The organism is Truepera sp. (assembly GCA_032027045.1).
GTDB lineage: Bacteria > Deinococcota > Deinococci > Deinococcales > Trueperaceae > JAAYYF01.
Map to the genome: position 1 here is coordinate 120,167 of JAVSMU010000001.1, position 14,997 is coordinate 135,163.

Below are 14,997 nucleotides of genomic sequence, written 5' to 3' on the forward strand. Positions count from 1 at the left end.
TCGCGCTCGGTCCTTATCGAGCGTGATCCGCATGGAGGCGCGATGCACAAGATCGTCATCATAGGGGGTGGTCCCGGTGGGACCATCACCGCCAACCATCTTGCCGAGAGGCTCGAAGCGGAGATCCGCCGGGGCGACGTGAGCGTCACGCTGCTGACGGACAAGCCCGACCAGGTGTACAAGCCGGGCTTCCTGTACTTGGCCCTAGGGAAGGGGGAACCGCAGGCGCTCCGCCGGCCCGTGCGCGAGCTGGTGGCCCCCACGATAGGCGTGCACATCGGAAAGGTGGAGAGGGTCGACACCGAGCTGCGCCGGGTGATGGTCGAGAAGGGTGGCAGCCACGACTACGACCAACTGATCATCGCCAGTGGCACGCGACTCGACCCAGAGGCCACCCCCGGTCTGGTGGAAGCGGGCGACTGGTTCTACGACGAGGCTTCCGCGCTCAAGTTGCATGAGAAGCTCGAGGCGCTGACACAAGGCCGCGTGGTGGTATCGGTCATAGGCGTTCCGCACATGTGCCCGGTCGCGCCGCTGGAGATCACGTTCATGCTCGACGATTGGCTGCGTCGGCGTGGCCGGCGGGACGACGTGGAGCTCGTGTACACGTTCCCGATCAACCGCATCCATTCCATCCCCGAGGTGGCGGCATGGGCCAAACCCGAGTTCGCCGAGCGCGGCGTCGTCATGGAGACGTTCTTCAACGCGGAAACCGTCGACCCGGAAGAAAAGGTGCTTACCAGCATGGAAGGCACCGAACTCCAGTTCGACGTGCTCGTCGCCATCCCCGAGCACCGAAGCGCGCGGTACCTCGAGACCTCCGGCCTCACCCTGGCGGGCTGGGTGCCCACCGATCGCGCCACCCTGGCCGTGAAGGGTCAGGACGGAATCTGGGCGCTGGGTGACACCACCGACCTGTCCGTCTCGAAAGCCGGGTCGGTGGCGCACTACCAGGCCTCCGTGGTGGCGAAGAACGTCGCCGCACGCGTGCACGGCAAGGCACCGGCCGCTAGGTACGACGGCAAGACCATCTGCTTCATCGAGGCCGGCCTCGATAGCGCCACCTTCATCGAGTTCGACTACGTGCGCCCGCCATCGGTGCAGTCCGCAACGAAGCTGATCCATTGGGTGAAGCTCGCGTACAACAACGCGTACTGGCTGACCGCCAAGGGGCTGCTCTGAATGGCAGCGGACGTGGAGACCAACTTGGCCGGTAGCGGCGCCGCCCAAGGTCCCGCCTCGAGCGCCGCCGAGGCGAAACTGGACATGCTGCTCGAGCGGCTCGACGCCATCGAGGCGCGCCTCCAGGCGCAAGACACCGGTCTGAGGGCCGAGTTGTCGCAGCCCGTGCGCCTCGCCATGGCCGGCATGACCGACGACATGGTCGTGAGCCTGGTGCAGCGCGTCACGAAGCTGGCGGAGGTCGTGCTCGACCCCGGCGTCGCGGCTCTGCTCGAGCGCTTCAAAGAGCCGGAAGTGACCGAGACGCTTGAGCGAGTGACCGACCCGCAGGTGCTGGAGGCCATCCGCGGCCTGACCGGCGCGCTGACGCTCGTGCAGGGCGCGATGACCGATGACATGATCCAGGGTCTCGTACGGAAAGTCTCCGTCCTCGGCGAACTGGCACTGGACCCGTTCGTGCTGGACGCGATAAAGGTGCTGGCACGGGCACTCAAGGCCGGCCAGGCGCAGTATCCGGACGTGAAGGTGCCCCCGGTCGGTGGGATCTTCGCCGCACTGCGCGAAGCGAACGATCCCGATACGAGGCGCGTGGTCGCGTTCGCACTGGCTGTGACGAAGAGCCTCGGCGAGGAGTTCCGCTGAGGCGCCGCCTCGCGCCGGTCGCGCTGCGGTTCTTGGGGCGCGACTTCTGAGCGCGTGGTCGTCGTCGACGTCGACCCGGTCACACTGCACTCCTGGGCGCGACGGTGCCACCGGGGCGCTGAGCGCCCTCGGGCTGGGTCGCGCTGCACGATTGACGGCGCGACCCCTCGCCTAGCTTCGTCAATGGCTGACTCTAGAGTGGCGGTCCCGTAACGCGCATGCCGTGGCGGGCGAACAAGGCCTTCATCTCCTCGGTGGGCGCAGCTCCCTTCATGGCGCACGCTTCGTCGAAGAACGCCTCCATGTCGCCGGCGGGGGTGAAGGCCACGATCATGCGGCCGGGTGCGTCGGCGACGAGTGCCCAGGTGTGCGGCACCCCGCGTGGAGCGAGCAGGGAGTCGCCGGGGCCGAGTTCGTGCCGGGTGCCGTCCACCTCGATCACGTAACTGCCGGTAAGGACGTAGAACCACTCCTCCTGGGCCAGGTGAACGTGCCGAGCCGGGCCGCCCAGGTGAGCGTTGTGCTGCTCGAGAACGAACAGCCCGCCTGAAGTGTCGGCGGTGGTGGTCTTGACGGTGAACGGCATGACGCCGAACACGCTGCGGTTGCGGCCAAAGCGGTCGGCGTTGGCGGGAACGAAAGTCGCCTTGCTTGGTACGTCGGCCATGGTGCGCTCCACCTTCTGCGTTGGCAGTGAACCGGCGCGGCCCCCTCGCCAGTCACGCCTCCGGATTATTCGTGGTCGATGAGTGGACCACTTAAGCAGCTTCCACCAATTCTCGCGGCCCTGCGGTGAGCACGCGCACCGGGCCCCGCCCCGCTCAGCGCCACCCCAACCCGGGCGCAACGTGGTTGATCACGGCTTCGATGGTGTGGGCGCAGTAGTCGACGCCAAGCTGGTTCGGGACCGTGAGCAGCAGCGTGTCCGCCTCGGCGATGGCCTCGTCCTCGGCCAACTGCTCGATGAGCACGTCGGGCTCGGCGGCGTAACTGCGCCCGAAGATGGCGCGCGTCTTCTCGTCGAGGTAGCCGATCTGATCGGTGTCGTTCTGGCCGCGGCCGAAGTAGGCTCGGTCGCGGTCGTCAACCAGGGCGAAGATGCTGCGGCTCACCGACACGCGCGGTTCACCCGCGTGCCCGGCGGCATGCCAGGCCTCGCGAAACACCCGGATCTGTTCGGCCTGCTGCACGTGGAACGGCTTTCCCGACTCGTCGAACTTGAGGGTCGAGCTCTGTAGGTTCATGCCGAGGCCGCCGGCCCAGGCGGCGGTGGCGTTGGATCCCGCTCCCCACCAGATCCGCTCGCGCAGCCCTTCGGAGTGGGGCTCGACGCGCAGCAGGCCAGGCGGGTTGGCGAACATGGGGCGTGGGCTGGGCTGCGCGAAGCCCTCGCCGCGCAGCACGTCGAGGAAGGTGGCGGCGTGGCGCCGCGCCATGTCGGCGTCGTCTTCGCCCTCGGCCGGCGCGTAACCGAAGTAACGCCAACCATCGACCACCTGCTCCGGCGACCCGCGGCTGATGCCTAGTTGCAGCCGCCCTCCCGCTATGAGGTCCGCGGCGCCCGCGTCCTCGGCCATGTACAGCGGGTTCTCGTAACGCATGTCGATGACGGCGGTGCCGATCTCGATGCGCGAGGTCCTGGCGCCGACGGCTGCCAGCAGCGGGAACGGTGAGCCGAGCTGGCGCGCGAAGTGGTGCACGCGGAAGTAGGCGCCGTCGGCGCCCAGCTCCTCGGCGGCGACGGCCAACTCGATCGATTGCAGCAGGGCGTCGGACGCGGAGCGTGTCTGCGAGTTGGGTGACGGCGTCCAGTGCCCGAACGAGAGGAAACCGATCTTCTTCGCCATATCCCACGACTCTGGCACGCCAGTAGCAACGGCCGTGTGATCACGCCGGCCTACCCCGCGAACTCGACTCGCATCACTACGCGGTCGGCGGTGGGCCTGCTCACTACGCTGAAGCCCGCGTCCGCGAACACGCTGCTGGTACCCACGAACAGGTCGTTGGGGCCGCGCTTGGAGTTGGGCTGTATGTCGATCGGGTAGCCTTCCACCGCACGCGCGCCGCGGTCACGGGCGTACTCCACCGCTGCGCGCGCCAAGGCGCGGCTGATTCCACGCCGGCGGAAGCCCGCCCGCGTGACGAAGCAGGTGACGGTCCACACGCCCTCGTCGGACTTGTCCTCCTCCCGCCCGGTCCACGGCAGGCGTGCCGTGAGGAGGCGCGGGTAAGCGGGTCGCGGTTCGACCGCACACCAGCCCACGGGTTCATCGTCCAGGTACGCCACCAGGCCCGTGGTGGTCGACGCTTCGGGGTGAGCGCAGGCCGTCTGTTCGTGCAGCCTGGCGGCGCGTTCGGCGCGGTTCGTCGAACGCCACTCGGACCTCGGCATCTTGAACCACTGGCACTGGCAACCGGCCGCATCACCACGCTCACCGAAGATCGCCTGCAGGTCTGCACAGGCCGCCTGGTTTGCCGGAACTATCCTGAGTTGCGGTGCCGTATCCGTAGCCCTCACCCCGTTCTCGTAATGACCTAGCGCTGCGCCATACTCTCGGCGAGCTTGCGCACGGTGTTCACGTTGCGGGCCGTCATGCGCCGGTAAAGCGGACTACCGGCCAACCTGTCGAGCCCGGTCCGGTTGCTGTCTTGGCGCAAGTAGTTCCAGACGACGGCGCCGGTGGCGTAGATGACGTGGTCCACACCTTCTCGCGTTGGAAGGAGGTCGAGCGACTCCTCGCCGTGGTACTCGTCCCACAGGAACAACACTTCGGTTCTCTGCTCGGCGTCGTTGAGCCAGCCGGGTGGGATGTGGCTCACGAGTTCGAGGAGGTCGTCGCGGCTCCGAAGCAAGATCGGCGCCGCGAAGCCGAAGCGCTCGGCGAACGCTTTCTCCAGCTCCTCCGCCGTCACCGTCGTCCCCGAGTCGAAGATGACGTTGCCGCTGTTGATGTAAGTGGTCACGTTGGAGAGGCCGAGGGATTCGAAGTGCGCCTTCAACTGCGCCATGGGCACCATGTTCTTGCCGCCCACGTTTATGCCCCGCAGCAGCGCGACGTGCGTGCCGGTCGAGTGGCGCCCTTGGTCGTGGGGGCGGCGGGCCATGCGCCAGCTTAGCGGGTCGGGGCGGGTCGGGCCAGCACCAGCGTCCAGTAGTTGCCGGCGCGTGCGCCTCCCAGCTCCGTGAAGGCCGGATTCATGATGTTCCGGCAGTGGCCCGGGCTGTTAAGCCAGCCTGTCACCACGCTGTCGGGGCTACCGTAGCCGGCTGCGGCGTTCTCGCCCCAGGTCGCCGCCTTGTAGCCGGTGCGCGCGATGCGCTGACCGGGATTGCTGCCATCGGCGCCGGTGTGCGACAGGACTCCGCGGGCCAGCATGTCCTCACTATGGGCCTGAGCGGCCTGAACGAGGAGCAGGTCCAGGCTCAGGCGCGACACGGCCGGGTAGAAGGTGTTGCCACAGGTGGTGCCCTTGGCGCGGGCAGCGTTCACGCCGTTGAGAAGCTGCTGAGCGGTGGTGAGCTGCTCGGGCGTGACCGCACTGGTTCCGCACGCCCCCAAGAGCCATGCCAAGGCGATGACAAGAGCGAGGCGTAACCGCATCCAGAGATGGTAGTGGTCGGACTTCATGGCGGGTGTGAGATGTCCACGCGCTTGCCCGTTGGCCGGCATTCACCAGACGCGATTGTCGATCCAGGACGCCGTGCCTTGCCCACCCCGCAGGCACTGGCCAGGTGGTCGAGGGCCGCATCGTGGTTTGGCGATACTGACGGTTCACGAGCGAGTCGTCGCAGTGCCGTATTCACTTATCACCGCGCAGTAACACCAGACCGGCCGGTCGAGCTACGCGCGCCTATGCTGAAACCGTGGCGGCGCCCAGATCCGGGCGGCCCTGCCACGGAGGAGCACCATGGTCACGATCGGCGTCGATAAGAGAAGCCAGCGGGCTCGCGTCCGCTTCGTGCTACCTGCGGGGGTGGAGGCCGAGGCGGCAAGCGTCGTGGGCGATTTCAACGAGTGGGACGAGTCGGCAACGCAGATGAAGCGCTTGAAGAACGGCGACTGGGTTGCAACCTTGCTACTGCCGAGAGGAGAGAGGTTCGAGTTCCGTTACCGACTGCGCCAAGGCGAGGGCACGAAAGGCGGCGCAGTAGCGTGGGTAAACGACGACAGCTGCGAGTCCTGCGCCAACGCTTTCGGGGAGGACAACAGCGTTTTGCGGACCTGAGCCAACCGGCTGCGACCGGGCAGGCGGGAACCCCCGCCTCGAAGAGCAGAGCTTCTTGATCGTGCCCGGCGTCGCCAGTCTGGCTGCACCTTCCCGGGAGACGGTTATTCTGTTGGGCGCGCGCCTGCTGAGCTAGTGCCAGGCCGCAGCCGGGCGCCTGCGCGCTCGGGACTGTCGTGGTCGTGGCGCTGCTAGCCCAACCGGACACGACTCAGGAGGCGCGAGCATGCCCAAACCGACCTTCGAACAGCTCACCAGCGTGCGGCGCCTCGTTTCGCCCGCCTGGTCGCCCGACGGCGACTGGTTCGCCTACCTGGCCGACACCAGCGGCCGCCTGCAACTCTGGTTGCAACCCAAGGGCGGCGGCTTTCCCACCCAACTCACGGCCCTACGGGACCGTCGCGTGGTGGCGTTCGCTTGGTCGCGTGACGGGGGGCGCATCGCCTTCACCGCAGACCTGAAGGGGAACGAGACGCCCGAAGTCTTCGTGATGGACGTCGTGGCAGGCCGGCCAAGCTGGCCGCGCCAACTCACCGACCGGCCCGAGGTCGAGTACAACTTGAGCGGCTGGTCGGCCGACGGACGCATCGTCCTTAGCGCCAACGACCGCCTTCCCGCCGAGATGGACCCGTTGCTGCTGGACCCGGTGACAGGCGAGGTCGAGCGTCTGATGACGGGCGGCCTGTACTACGCCGGCGAGGTCTCGCCCAGCGGCCGTTGGCTGGCCGTGACCGAACTGCGCTCCAACACCGACTCGGACGTTCACTTAGTCGACCTGGAAAGCGGCGAGGCGCGGCGCCTGACCGAACACGCGGAAGAAGCCAAGGTCTTCGCGGGTCCCTGGGCGACCGACGAGAGCGGCTTCTACCTGAGCACCGACGCCGGTCGTGAGTTCAGCGGCTTGGCCTTCTGGTCGTTCGAGAAGGACGGCTGGGAGTACGTGCACCAACCCGAGCGCGACGTCGACGCCGTGAGCGTCTCGCGTGGCGGTCGTTACGTCGCTTACGTCGATAACGATGGCGGCAACAGCGTCATCAGCATCCTCGACCAGCAGGAGCAGCGCCTACTACGGCCCGAACTGCCCGTGGGAGTGGTCGTTTCCTCGGAACTCCACCCGAGCGAGCCGCGCGTGCTGCTCATGCTGGCCACGCCGCGCGAATCAGGGAACATCTTCGAGTTCGATTTCGCCACCGGCAAGCTCAGGCGGCTGGAGCAGTCGATGCTCGGCGGCGTAGCGATCGAAGACCTGGCCGTGCCGGAACTGGTGAGTTACCCGAGCTTCGACCGCGAGATTCCCGCCTGGCTCTACCAGCCGGAGGGCCCTGGCCCGCACCCGGTGGTGCTCTCCATCCATGGCGGCCCTGAAGCGCAGGAGCGACCGGACTACGGCTACGGCGGCATGTACCAGTACCTCGTCTCGCGCGGGGTGGCGGTACTGGCACCAAATATCCGCGGCTCGACCGGTTACGGCAAGAGCTACCAGAAGCTCATCCAACGCGACTGGGGCGGCGGTGAGTTGCGCGACATCGAGGCCGCCGCCGACTGGCTGGCGCAGCAAACGTGGGCGGACGCTTCTCGCCTGGGCATCTGGGGCGGGTCCTTCGGCGGTTTCGCCACCCTCTCCGCCATCGCGCGACTACCCGACCGCTGGGCCGCGGCCGCCGCGGCGGTGGGACCTTCGAACCTCGTCACTTTCGCCCGCAGCGTTCCGCCGCACTGGCGCTCGATGATGCGCAACTTCGTCGGCGACCCCGAGGACGATCATGCACTGCTGCTGGAGCGCTCGCCCATCACTTACGTGGAGAACGTGCGCACGCCGTTGTTGGTCTACCAAGGCGCCCACGATCCGCGTGTGGTGAAGGCCGAGTCAGACCAGATGGTCGAGGCGCTGCGCGGACGGGGCGTGGAGGTCGAGTACATCGTCGACGAGGAGAGTGGCCACGGTCCCGCCAGCGCAGAAACGGCCATCGAGTGGTGGCGAGCGATCTCCGAGTTCCTGATCGAGAAGTTGACATGAAAGCCGGCTCCAACGGGAGCGCCAGGCGTGACCGGACCTCGCCTTGTGATTCGCGGACCTGGCGTGGTCGTGTTGCCTCGCGACCCCACGGGCCGACAGTAGGTGTCGCAGGAGAGGGCGAGAGTACTGCGAGCACTTGAGCGCGGGCCCAGTTCAGCGACCGGCTGCGCCGACCGCGCTTCCAGTTTGGAGGCTCAGTGCGCCGCATAAGGGTTCCGCAGATGGCCGACTTCATCGCCCGCCAGTACCGCGCCGAGCCCGGTCGCGCGCTCTTCTTCTGGGGTCCGCCCGGCGTCGGCAAGACCATGATGGTCGGCGCCGTCGCGCGCGAGATGGGCATCGGCTTCAAGGAGACCCGCATCGGGACGATGGTGCCGAGCGACCTTCGCGGCGTGCCGGTCCCAGACCGCGAGCGCAGGATCACAGAGTGGTTCACGGGCGAGTACCTACCCGATCCCGAGCGCGACGGCGAAAAGGGCATCCTGTTGCTGGACGAGTACCCGCAGGCAACGCCCATCATGCAGGGCCTCGCGCAGCGGTTGGTGCTCGAGCGGCGCATGGGCGAGCGCTACCGACTGCCGGACGGCTGGATGGTTGTAGCGCTCGGTAACCGCCGCGAGGACCACGCGAGCGTCTACGAGATGCCGACCCAGACGCAGAACCGCTTCAAGCACTTCTTGGTGGAGCCGGACATCAGGAGCTTCACGGATTACGCCATGCGTCGGAACTTTCACCCTCACATCGTGTCGTTCCTCAACGCCAACGAGAGCTACCTGTTCATGTTCGACTCGCAGGCCAAGAACTCCCCGGCGTGGCCGAGCCCGCGGACCTGGGAGTACGCCAACGCCGATTACTCTCTTTCGGAGGACGCCGCCGATTTGGAGCAGAGCGTGGGAAGCAAGGCGATGGATCAGTTTCTCGCGTACCGCACTGTGTTCGCCTCCTTGCCCGACGTGCGGGCCATCCTGGCCGGCTCTGGAGTGCAGGAGGAACTGCCTGTCGGGCGTAACGCGCAGTTCGCGCTCATCATCGCGCTGGCGAGCGGCATGGCGAGCCCAGACGAGGGGGTCAACGCGTACCGCTGGTTGGTCGGGCATAGCCTCGATGGCGAATTGCTTCAGGTCTACCTGGAGTACATCGTGCGGCGCGCGCGAGACCGGGGCGAGACGGGCGCGTTGGCACAGATGATCTCCGCCGAGCCGAGCCTGCAGAAGAGCATCGAGGAGCTCCTGGCAGCTCTCATGGCGGGTTGAGGGGGTGAGTGTGAGCGGCGAGGCAAGCGAGATCCGCAGTCGCATCAGTGGAGCGATCATGCGTCTCAGGGCCGAGGCGCCCTTCTTCGCCGTCCTCGCGCTGCACGCTGAGTACGTGGCCGACGACACCGTTCCGATCGCCGCCACCGACGGACGCGTCATCTATTTCAACCCCGGGGCGTTCCGCCGCCTCTCGACCAACGAACTGCGCGGCGTGCTGCTGCATGAGGTGCTGCACTGTGCGTTCACTCACGTGACGCGTAGGGGCCGGCGTGACCCGCTGCGCTGGAACGTGGCCGCCGACTTCGTGGTGAACCCGATGGTGCTCGAGGTCAAGGGTGCCGAACTGCCCGAAGGGTTGCTCTTCGATGAGCGCTATGCCGGAAGGCGGGTGGAGGAGGTCTACGACATGTTGCCGGAGCCATTGCGTGCGCCGCCGCCGGAATGGTGGGACCTCAGGCCGCGGGTGCCGGACGAGGGACAAGATGCCGATCCCGGCGCTAGCGAGGGCGGACGGGCGCTCGGCTCTCAAGGCGAATTTGCCGACGCCGAGGCTCTCGCCAGGTACTGGAAGGACGCCGTCCTCGGTGCCGCTCAAGCGCACAAGGCCTTCGACAACTACGGTCGTCTCTCCCTGGGGTCGGAGTTGCTGGTAAAGCACGTCGGCGAGGCGGAAGTCGACTGGCGTGACCTGCTCAGGGAGTACACGGTCTACCACCCGACGGACTTCGGTGAGTTCGATCAGCGCCTGGTGGGCCGCGGAATCTACGAGGAGGCGCTCGAGGGCGAGAACCTCGATGTTCACGTCGGCATAGACACGAGCGGCAGTTGCGTACCCTGGGTCGAGCCGTTCCTGGCCGAGCTGAAGGGCATCGTGGAGGCGTTCCCTCACGTCAGGGCGCACGTCTCGTTCGTGGATGCCGCCTTGATCGGTCCTTTCGACATCGAGTCCTTCAGCGAGTTGCCCAGGCCGCGGGGCGGAGGCGGCACCAGCTTCGTGCCCTTCTTCGACCACGTGAAGGAGGCGGTTACGGTTGGTGAGCACGGCGTGCTCGTGTACCTCACCGACGGGTACGGGACCTTCCCTACCGAAACACCGGCCCAGGAGATCATCTGGCTGGTCACGCCGGGCGGCCTCAAGACAGAAGATTTTCCCTTCGGGAGGGTTGTCCGGATGGCGGGAGACGCTTTCGGGCGACCGTGGGAGCGATGAGTGACCGGAGACCTTCTTGACTGGAACGTTGATCACCGGAAGCCCCGCGCGCGGTGAGTGACCTAGCCTGGCGCGCCCGCAATAACCCTCGTGAGCTGCTGGCGGACCCCGAGTTCGTCCTCAGGCTGGTCGCTGAGCCGGGGCAGATCGAGGAGATTGGCTACGAGACCCTCGCTAAGCTGGTTCGGTTTCCGGAAGCTCCGGCGGCACTCGTCCGGGGGGCCATCGGCAGTTTCGAGTCGAGCAAACGCGCCGAGCTGGCAGATGCCCTCCTCGCCAACCCCAACCTGACGCAGCCGCAGGCAGAACGCCTCGAGTCCGCCTTCGATCCGGCCGCCGACCGCAACGAGGCCTTGCGTTTCCACGCGAAACTCAGTCCCGAAGAGCCCAGGGAGGCGGCGCACTATCTCGGGAAAGCGGTCGTCGGGCACTTCCGGGAGTTCGAGGGGCACTCGCTTTACGAGAGGACCGACCTGCGCAACGGATTCGTGCCGCGGACACTCCTGAAGCATAGGCCCGACGACCTTGTGGCGCTCAGGTGGATCATCGACTTCCCCTTGACGCCGGATGGACTGCTTGCCTACCCGCACCTCGGGCCGGGTTACGCGCCGCTGCGCGAGGCCCTCACCCGCAACGGGGCCGCGTTGGGAGAGAGGTTGCTCGCGGCCTTCCCGAGCGAGCGAGGATCCAAGCAAATCGCGGCTCGGCCGAACCTGCCCGAGGAGTTGGTGGCTCGGCTCCTGGAGTCGACAGATGAGCTGGTCGTGTATCAGTTGGCCACCAACCCACGGCTCACCCCCGCACAGCAACGTGTGCTGTTCGACAGGGGCGAACCTCGCATCTGGCAGGGCTTGGCCGCGAACCCTAACCTCACGCAACGGATGGAGCTTTTCCTGGCCGGTTTGGACGACGCGAAAGTGAGCGGAACCCTTCTCCAGCGGCCCTATCTCCAACCGGCGACGATAGGCGAATTGAAGCAGTCGGACTGGCAGCGCGTGTCGAAAGCGGCCAACGCCTACCGCCCCAGATCGAAAAGGGGTCATCCGCGGGGGAACAGGCCCGAGCTGCTCGATCGTGTAATGGCGCCGTACCACTACTTCATGGAGCGGCTACTCTTGGCTACCTCGTCGAACGCGGACGAGGCGCTGCTCGAGGTTCTCGCCGACAGCACTGACGCCTTCGTGCGCTTGGCGGTGGCCACGCATCCGAACAGCTCAAGGGCAACCAAGAGGCGGCTGGCGGAGGATACCGACGTGAGGGTGGCGCGGGCGGCAGTGGGGGAGGCGACGTCGGTTTTCTAGCGTGGCCGTCCCGCGAAGCCGTCGGCGCCTAGTTTGGCGATCCTGCTTAGTAATGCTCGCAAACGTAAATGATGTAGGCATGCTCCGTAATCAGTTCTACCTAGAGGAAGCTCAGGACAGGGCCAGGACAAGGCGACCGCGCCCCGTAAGCTCTGTAAATTAGGTGGCTCTGCGAATTTGTCGTGAGAGAAAGGAGCCATCGCTCCTCCAGAATGGGAAGTGCGAACTACCCCTGGAACGGAGTGAACGATGACTCAACTGAAGGATAGTGTTTTGACGACGCGTTTGCGTGAGGCGCTGGTGGATCAACCCGATTTCTTGCGTGACATCGTGCAATCGACGCTGCAGCGGTTGTTGGAGGAGGAGATCACCCTGCACCTGAACGCTGACCCGCATGAGCGGACCGAGGGGCGGCGCGGTTACCGTAACGGTTACCGTCCTCGGCAGCTCAAGACGCGCGTGGGCACGCTTTCACTGCTGGTGCCGATGGACCGGGAGGGCACCTTCAAGACGGAGCTGTTCGACCGGTACCAGCGCAGCGAGAAGGCGTTGGTGCTGTCGCTGATGGAGATGTACCTGGAGGGCGTGTCGACGCGGAAGGTGAAGGACGTCACCGAGGTGTTGTGCGGCACCAGCTTCAGCAAGAGCACCGTGAGCCGCTTGGCGGGCCAGCTCGACGCTGACTTGGCGGCGTGGCGCGAGCGGCGCTTGGACGCCTGCTCCTATCCGTACCTGGTGGTTGATGCGCGCTACGAGCACGTGCGGGTGGATGGGCGGGTGGTGAGCCAGGGCGTGCTGGTGGTCAAAGGCGTGCGGAGTGACGGGCAACGGGAGCTGCTGGCCGTGGACGTGGCCGACTCGGAGTCGGAGGCGACCTACGACGGCCTCTTCCGGCGTCTGAAGGAGCGCGGCCTGAGCGGTGTGCAGCTCGTGACGAGCGATGATCACAAGGGCCTGGTGGCCGCCATCCAGCGGCACTTCCAGGGCGCCAGTTGGCAGCGTTGCCAGGTGCACTTCCTGAGGAACGCGCGTGGCAAGGTAGCTCGGAAGCATCAGGCGGCGCTCACGGCTGACCTGAAGGCGATCTTCGCGGCGTCCGACCAGGAGTGGGCGTTTTCTCTCGCCAAGGAGGTGGTGGAGCGCTGGAGTGCCTCGCATCCGGCGGTGGCGGAATGGATCGAGGTCGGCATCGAGGCGACGCTGGCGTGCTTCTCGTTCCCTGAGCCTCATCGGCGGCGCATCCGCTCGACGAACGGCCTGGAGCGTTTCAACCAGGAACTGAAGCGAAGAACGAGGGTGGTTCGCATCTTCCCGAACCGCGAGGCTTGCCTGCGCCTCATCACCGCCATGTGCGTGGAGCAAAGCGAGGAGTGGCTATCGGGCCGGAAGTACCTGGACATGGAACTGCTCGAGGTTAACTCCGCCGCATCGTCGACCACTGGTGAGGAGGTGAGCTTGGCAGCCTAGCGATGACTGGCCCTGGAGGGATTTACAGACAATTCGGGACTTGACTGACAAGGCGCTCAAGAGGCGGGCGAAGGAACTCGGTGTCTCTTAAGCCGAAGTCGGGCTGCGCGCTATCGACGAGTCGCTGAGAGGTGAGAGCAGAACGCACGTTGCCGCTCGCCAGGCACTCGAGTCGTTCCTAGAGCGCGCCGGCCAGATCGCCAAGACCGGTTCCTTCCCCGAAGGCTGCAGCCTCGGCCGCCAAACCTTCGACGAGGAAGACCGACGCTTCAAGCGCTGGGAAATGAAGGAATGACCTAGATGCCCGCCACCAACGGGCTCATCTATCCGCACCGCGAGGCAGAGCCGGAACAGGGGCGTCGCGTCAGAGAGGTGTTGCGAGCGCTCTCACGAAGCGGCCGGACGCGAGTTACTGGCCAACGGTGGTCTAGGCACCTCGGAGAACTCAGCCCGACGTCGGCACCTTTCCGGGGCGGATATCCTTCACGGTGCTGGGAACGGCCTTCACCAGCTCTTCCCCATGCTCCTGGGCGGCGACTTCGAGGTCGTAATGCGCCTGAAGGTTCAGCCAGAACCGAGGGCTGTTGTCGAAGAACATCGCTAGCCGCCACGCCGTGTCGGCCGTAATGCTTCGCTTCCCGTGCACGATCTGCCCAATGCGCTGAGCGGGCATTCCGGTGCGCCTGGCGAGCTCGTATTGCGACAAGCCGTACGGCTCGAGGAACTCCTCCTTGAGAACTTCCCCGGGGTGAATCGGCGCAAGGTCCCTCTCGTAAGGTGCAACTCGCATGGTCGTCATCATGTCGGTCATGGCTCCTCCTCGCCGAATAAAGTGATAGCCGACCACTTCGACTTCGTAGGCGTTACCGCCGTCCCACCGGAAGACGATACGGAACTGGTCGTTGACGCGGATACTGTGCCGCCCCTCACGCTTACCCTTCAGGGCCTCGAGCCGGTTGCCGGGAGGGCTGGTGAGGTCACTCATCCAGTGGCACGAACGCCACGTTCAGCCGGTAGCGCTTCTTTCCCGCCGGCGCAGGGCCACTCGCCGCACCCTGAGCGCTGGCGGGCATGTAGCGTTGCATCACGTCGTACAGCAGTTGCTGCAGCTCGCGACTCTCCGCCTCGGTAAGGACCAGGTTCGTCCAGTAGTCGATGCTTGCCGGCCGCCGCGGGTCGAGCCAGTCGAGGTCCTGTCCCGCGCTGGCCGAGCTCTGAACCCAGGCCTCCCCATGCTCGTCACGGAACATGCTTTGGCCGTAGACGCCCCCTGCGCGCAGCTGACGCGCCTGGATGTGCGTGCGCTCGCGCGCCTCGGCAAGCTGCTGCTGCCACAAGCGTTCCTCCAGGTCGGCGAAGGGCGTGGCCTCGTACGGGATGAAGTAGGCGTCGTGCACCGAGCGGTAGATCTTGATGGGCCGCCCCTGACGTTTCTCCTCGCGCACGACCCGCAGTAGGCCGGCCTTGCGCAGCACGCCTATGCGGTAGAGCATGGCGTTCAGGTCGAGGTCGAGTTCGGCCGCCGCGGCGCTTGCGCTGGCCTCTCGGGCCAAGAACGGCCGGAACGCCGCCTGGAAGCGCGGCTCGCTGAGGAGGCGCGCCTGCTCGGGGTCGCTCACCGTGAAGAAGCGGGCGCCGTCTTGCGCCCTACCTGAATCGGGCCCTTTCATTCAGTTAAGGGTAGCACCGAGCATA

Annotated in this window: 15 protein-coding genes; 8 read left to right on the forward strand and 7 right to left on the reverse strand. The window is 66.3% G+C overall.

Translation table 11 applies throughout. The annotated features are described in order from the left end of the window. The first annotated feature begins 42 nt into the window (after positions 1 to 42). On the forward strand, positions 43 to 1,182 hold the full coding sequence (locus tag ROY82_00480; GenBank protein MDT3680938.1) for an FAD/NAD(P)-binding oxidoreductase: 1,140 nt from the start codon (positions 43 to 45) through the stop codon (positions 1,180 to 1,182). Continuing rightward, a complete protein-coding gene (locus ROY82_00485; protein ID MDT3680939.1) occupies positions 1,183 to 1,824 on the forward strand; it encodes a DUF1641 domain-containing protein in 642 nt (213 codons plus the stop codon). Positions 1,825 to 2,017: 193 nt separating this feature from the next. On the opposite strand, the gene ROY82_00490 is transcribed toward ROY82_00485, so the two are convergent. The 5 genes from ROY82_00490 to ROY82_00510 form a co-directional block, all read right to left on the reverse strand. Further along, complete coding sequence (locus ROY82_00490; protein MDT3680940.1) at positions 2,018 to 2,491, reverse strand: cupin domain-containing protein; 474 nt, start codon at positions 2,489 to 2,491, stop codon at positions 2,018 to 2,020. Between the two features lie 154 nt (positions 2,492 to 2,645). Then, entirely contained in the window at positions 2,646 to 3,671 is a 1,026-nt protein-coding gene (locus tag ROY82_00495; GenBank protein ID MDT3680941.1) for an LLM class flavin-dependent oxidoreductase, read from the reverse strand. Between the two features lie 50 nt (positions 3,672 to 3,721). Beyond that, positions 3,722 to 4,216 carry a GNAT family N-acetyltransferase gene (locus ROY82_00500; GenBank protein ID MDT3680942.1) on the reverse strand — a complete coding sequence of 165 codons (495 nt, stop codon included), beginning with the start codon at positions 4,214 to 4,216 and terminating at the stop codon, positions 3,722 to 3,724. A 143-nt stretch (positions 4,217 to 4,359) separates the two neighbouring features. Continuing rightward, positions 4,360 to 4,929 carry a DUF1697 domain-containing protein gene (locus ROY82_00505; protein ID MDT3680943.1) on the reverse strand — a complete coding sequence of 190 codons (570 nt, stop codon included), beginning with the start codon at positions 4,927 to 4,929 and terminating at the stop codon, positions 4,360 to 4,362. A gap of 8 nt (positions 4,930 to 4,937) precedes the next feature. Further along, a complete protein-coding gene (locus ROY82_00510; protein MDT3680944.1) occupies positions 4,938 to 5,426 on the reverse strand; it encodes a CAP domain-containing protein in 489 nt (162 codons plus the stop codon). A gap of 307 nt (positions 5,427 to 5,733) precedes the next feature. Between ROY82_00510 and ROY82_00515 the strand changes: the two genes are divergently transcribed. From ROY82_00515 to ROY82_00540, 6 genes are all read left to right on the forward strand, one after another. Continuing rightward, positions 5,734 to 6,051, forward strand: a complete 318-nt coding sequence (locus ROY82_00515) for an isoamylase early set domain-containing protein (GenBank protein ID MDT3680945.1) — start codon at positions 5,734 to 5,736, stop codon at positions 6,049 to 6,051. Between the two features lie 226 nt (positions 6,052 to 6,277). After that, a complete protein-coding gene (locus ROY82_00520; GenBank protein ID MDT3680946.1) occupies positions 6,278 to 8,068 on the forward strand; it encodes a S9 family peptidase in 1,791 nt (596 codons plus the stop codon). Between the two features lie 197 nt (positions 8,069 to 8,265). After that, positions 8,266 to 9,321 carry an AAA family ATPase gene (locus ROY82_00525; protein ID MDT3680947.1) on the forward strand — a complete coding sequence of 352 codons (1,056 nt, stop codon included), beginning with the start codon at positions 8,266 to 8,268 and terminating at the stop codon, positions 9,319 to 9,321. A gap of 10 nt (positions 9,322 to 9,331) precedes the next feature. Then, a complete protein-coding gene (locus tag ROY82_00530) occupies positions 9,332 to 10,534 on the forward strand; it encodes a VWA-like domain-containing protein (GenBank protein MDT3680948.1) in 1,203 nt (400 codons plus the stop codon). Between the two features lie 53 nt (positions 10,535 to 10,587). Next, the gene (locus ROY82_00535; GenBank protein MDT3680949.1) at positions 10,588 to 11,835 is read left to right on the forward strand and encodes a hypothetical protein; all 1,248 of its coding nucleotides are present in this window, start codon (positions 10,588 to 10,590) and stop codon (positions 11,833 to 11,835) included. A 249-nt stretch (positions 11,836 to 12,084) separates the two neighbouring features. Next, positions 12,085 to 13,302 (forward strand): IS256 family transposase, encoded by a 1,218-nt coding sequence (locus ROY82_00540; protein ID MDT3680950.1) that lies wholly within the window; start codon positions 12,085 to 12,087, stop codon positions 13,300 to 13,302. Between the two features lie 445 nt (positions 13,303 to 13,747). Here the strand turns inward: ROY82_00540 and ROY82_00545 are convergent, their stop codons facing one another. Together ROY82_00545 and ROY82_00550 are read right to left on the reverse strand one after the other, a co-directional pair. Then, on the reverse strand, positions 13,748 to 14,287 hold the full coding sequence (locus tag ROY82_00545) for a HigA family addiction module antitoxin (GenBank protein MDT3680951.1): 540 nt from the start codon (positions 14,285 to 14,287) through the stop codon (positions 13,748 to 13,750). Beyond that, entirely contained in the window at positions 14,280 to 14,972 is a 693-nt protein-coding gene (locus ROY82_00550) for a helix-turn-helix domain-containing protein (protein MDT3680952.1), read from the reverse strand. Before ROY82_00550 ends, ROY82_00545 begins: the two co-directional genes overlap by 8 nt. Positions 14,973 to 14,997: the final 25 nt, after the last annotated feature.

Coding starts and splice junctions, on each gene's coding strand:
- ROY82_00480 (MDT3680938.1), top strand. CDS start 43: ATGCACAAGATCGTCATCATAGGGGGTGGTCCCGGTGGGACCATCACC.
- ROY82_00485 (MDT3680939.1), top strand. CDS start 1,183: ATGGCAGCGGACGTGGAGACCAACTTGGCCGGTAGCGGCGCCGCCCAA.
- ROY82_00490 (MDT3680940.1), bottom strand. CDS start 2,491: ATGGCCGACGTACCAAGCAAGGCGACTTTCGTTCCCGCCAACGCCGAC.
- ROY82_00495 (MDT3680941.1), bottom strand. CDS start 3,671: ATGGCGAAGAAGATCGGTTTCCTCTCGTTCGGGCACTGGACGCCGTCA.
- ROY82_00500 (MDT3680942.1), bottom strand. CDS start 4,216: ATGCCGAGGTCCGAGTGGCGTTCGACGAACCGCGCCGAACGCGCCGCC.
- ROY82_00505 (MDT3680943.1), bottom strand. CDS start 4,929: ATGGCCCGCCGCCCCCACGACCAAGGGCGCCACTCGACCGGCACGCAC.
- ROY82_00510 (MDT3680944.1), bottom strand. CDS start 5,426: ATGCGGTTACGCCTCGCTCTTGTCATCGCCTTGGCATGGCTCTTGGGG.
- ROY82_00515 (MDT3680945.1), top strand. CDS start 5,734: ATGGTCACGATCGGCGTCGATAAGAGAAGCCAGCGGGCTCGCGTCCGC.
- ROY82_00520 (MDT3680946.1), top strand. CDS start 6,278: ATGCCCAAACCGACCTTCGAACAGCTCACCAGCGTGCGGCGCCTCGTT.
- ROY82_00540 (MDT3680950.1), top strand. CDS start 12,085: ATGACTCAACTGAAGGATAGTGTTTTGACGACGCGTTTGCGTGAGGCG.
- ROY82_00545 (MDT3680951.1), bottom strand. CDS start 14,287: ATGAGTGACCTCACCAGCCCTCCCGGCAACCGGCTCGAGGCCCTGAAG.
- ROY82_00550 (MDT3680952.1), bottom strand. CDS start 14,972: ATGAAAGGGCCCGATTCAGGTAGGGCGCAAGACGGCGCCCGCTTCTTC.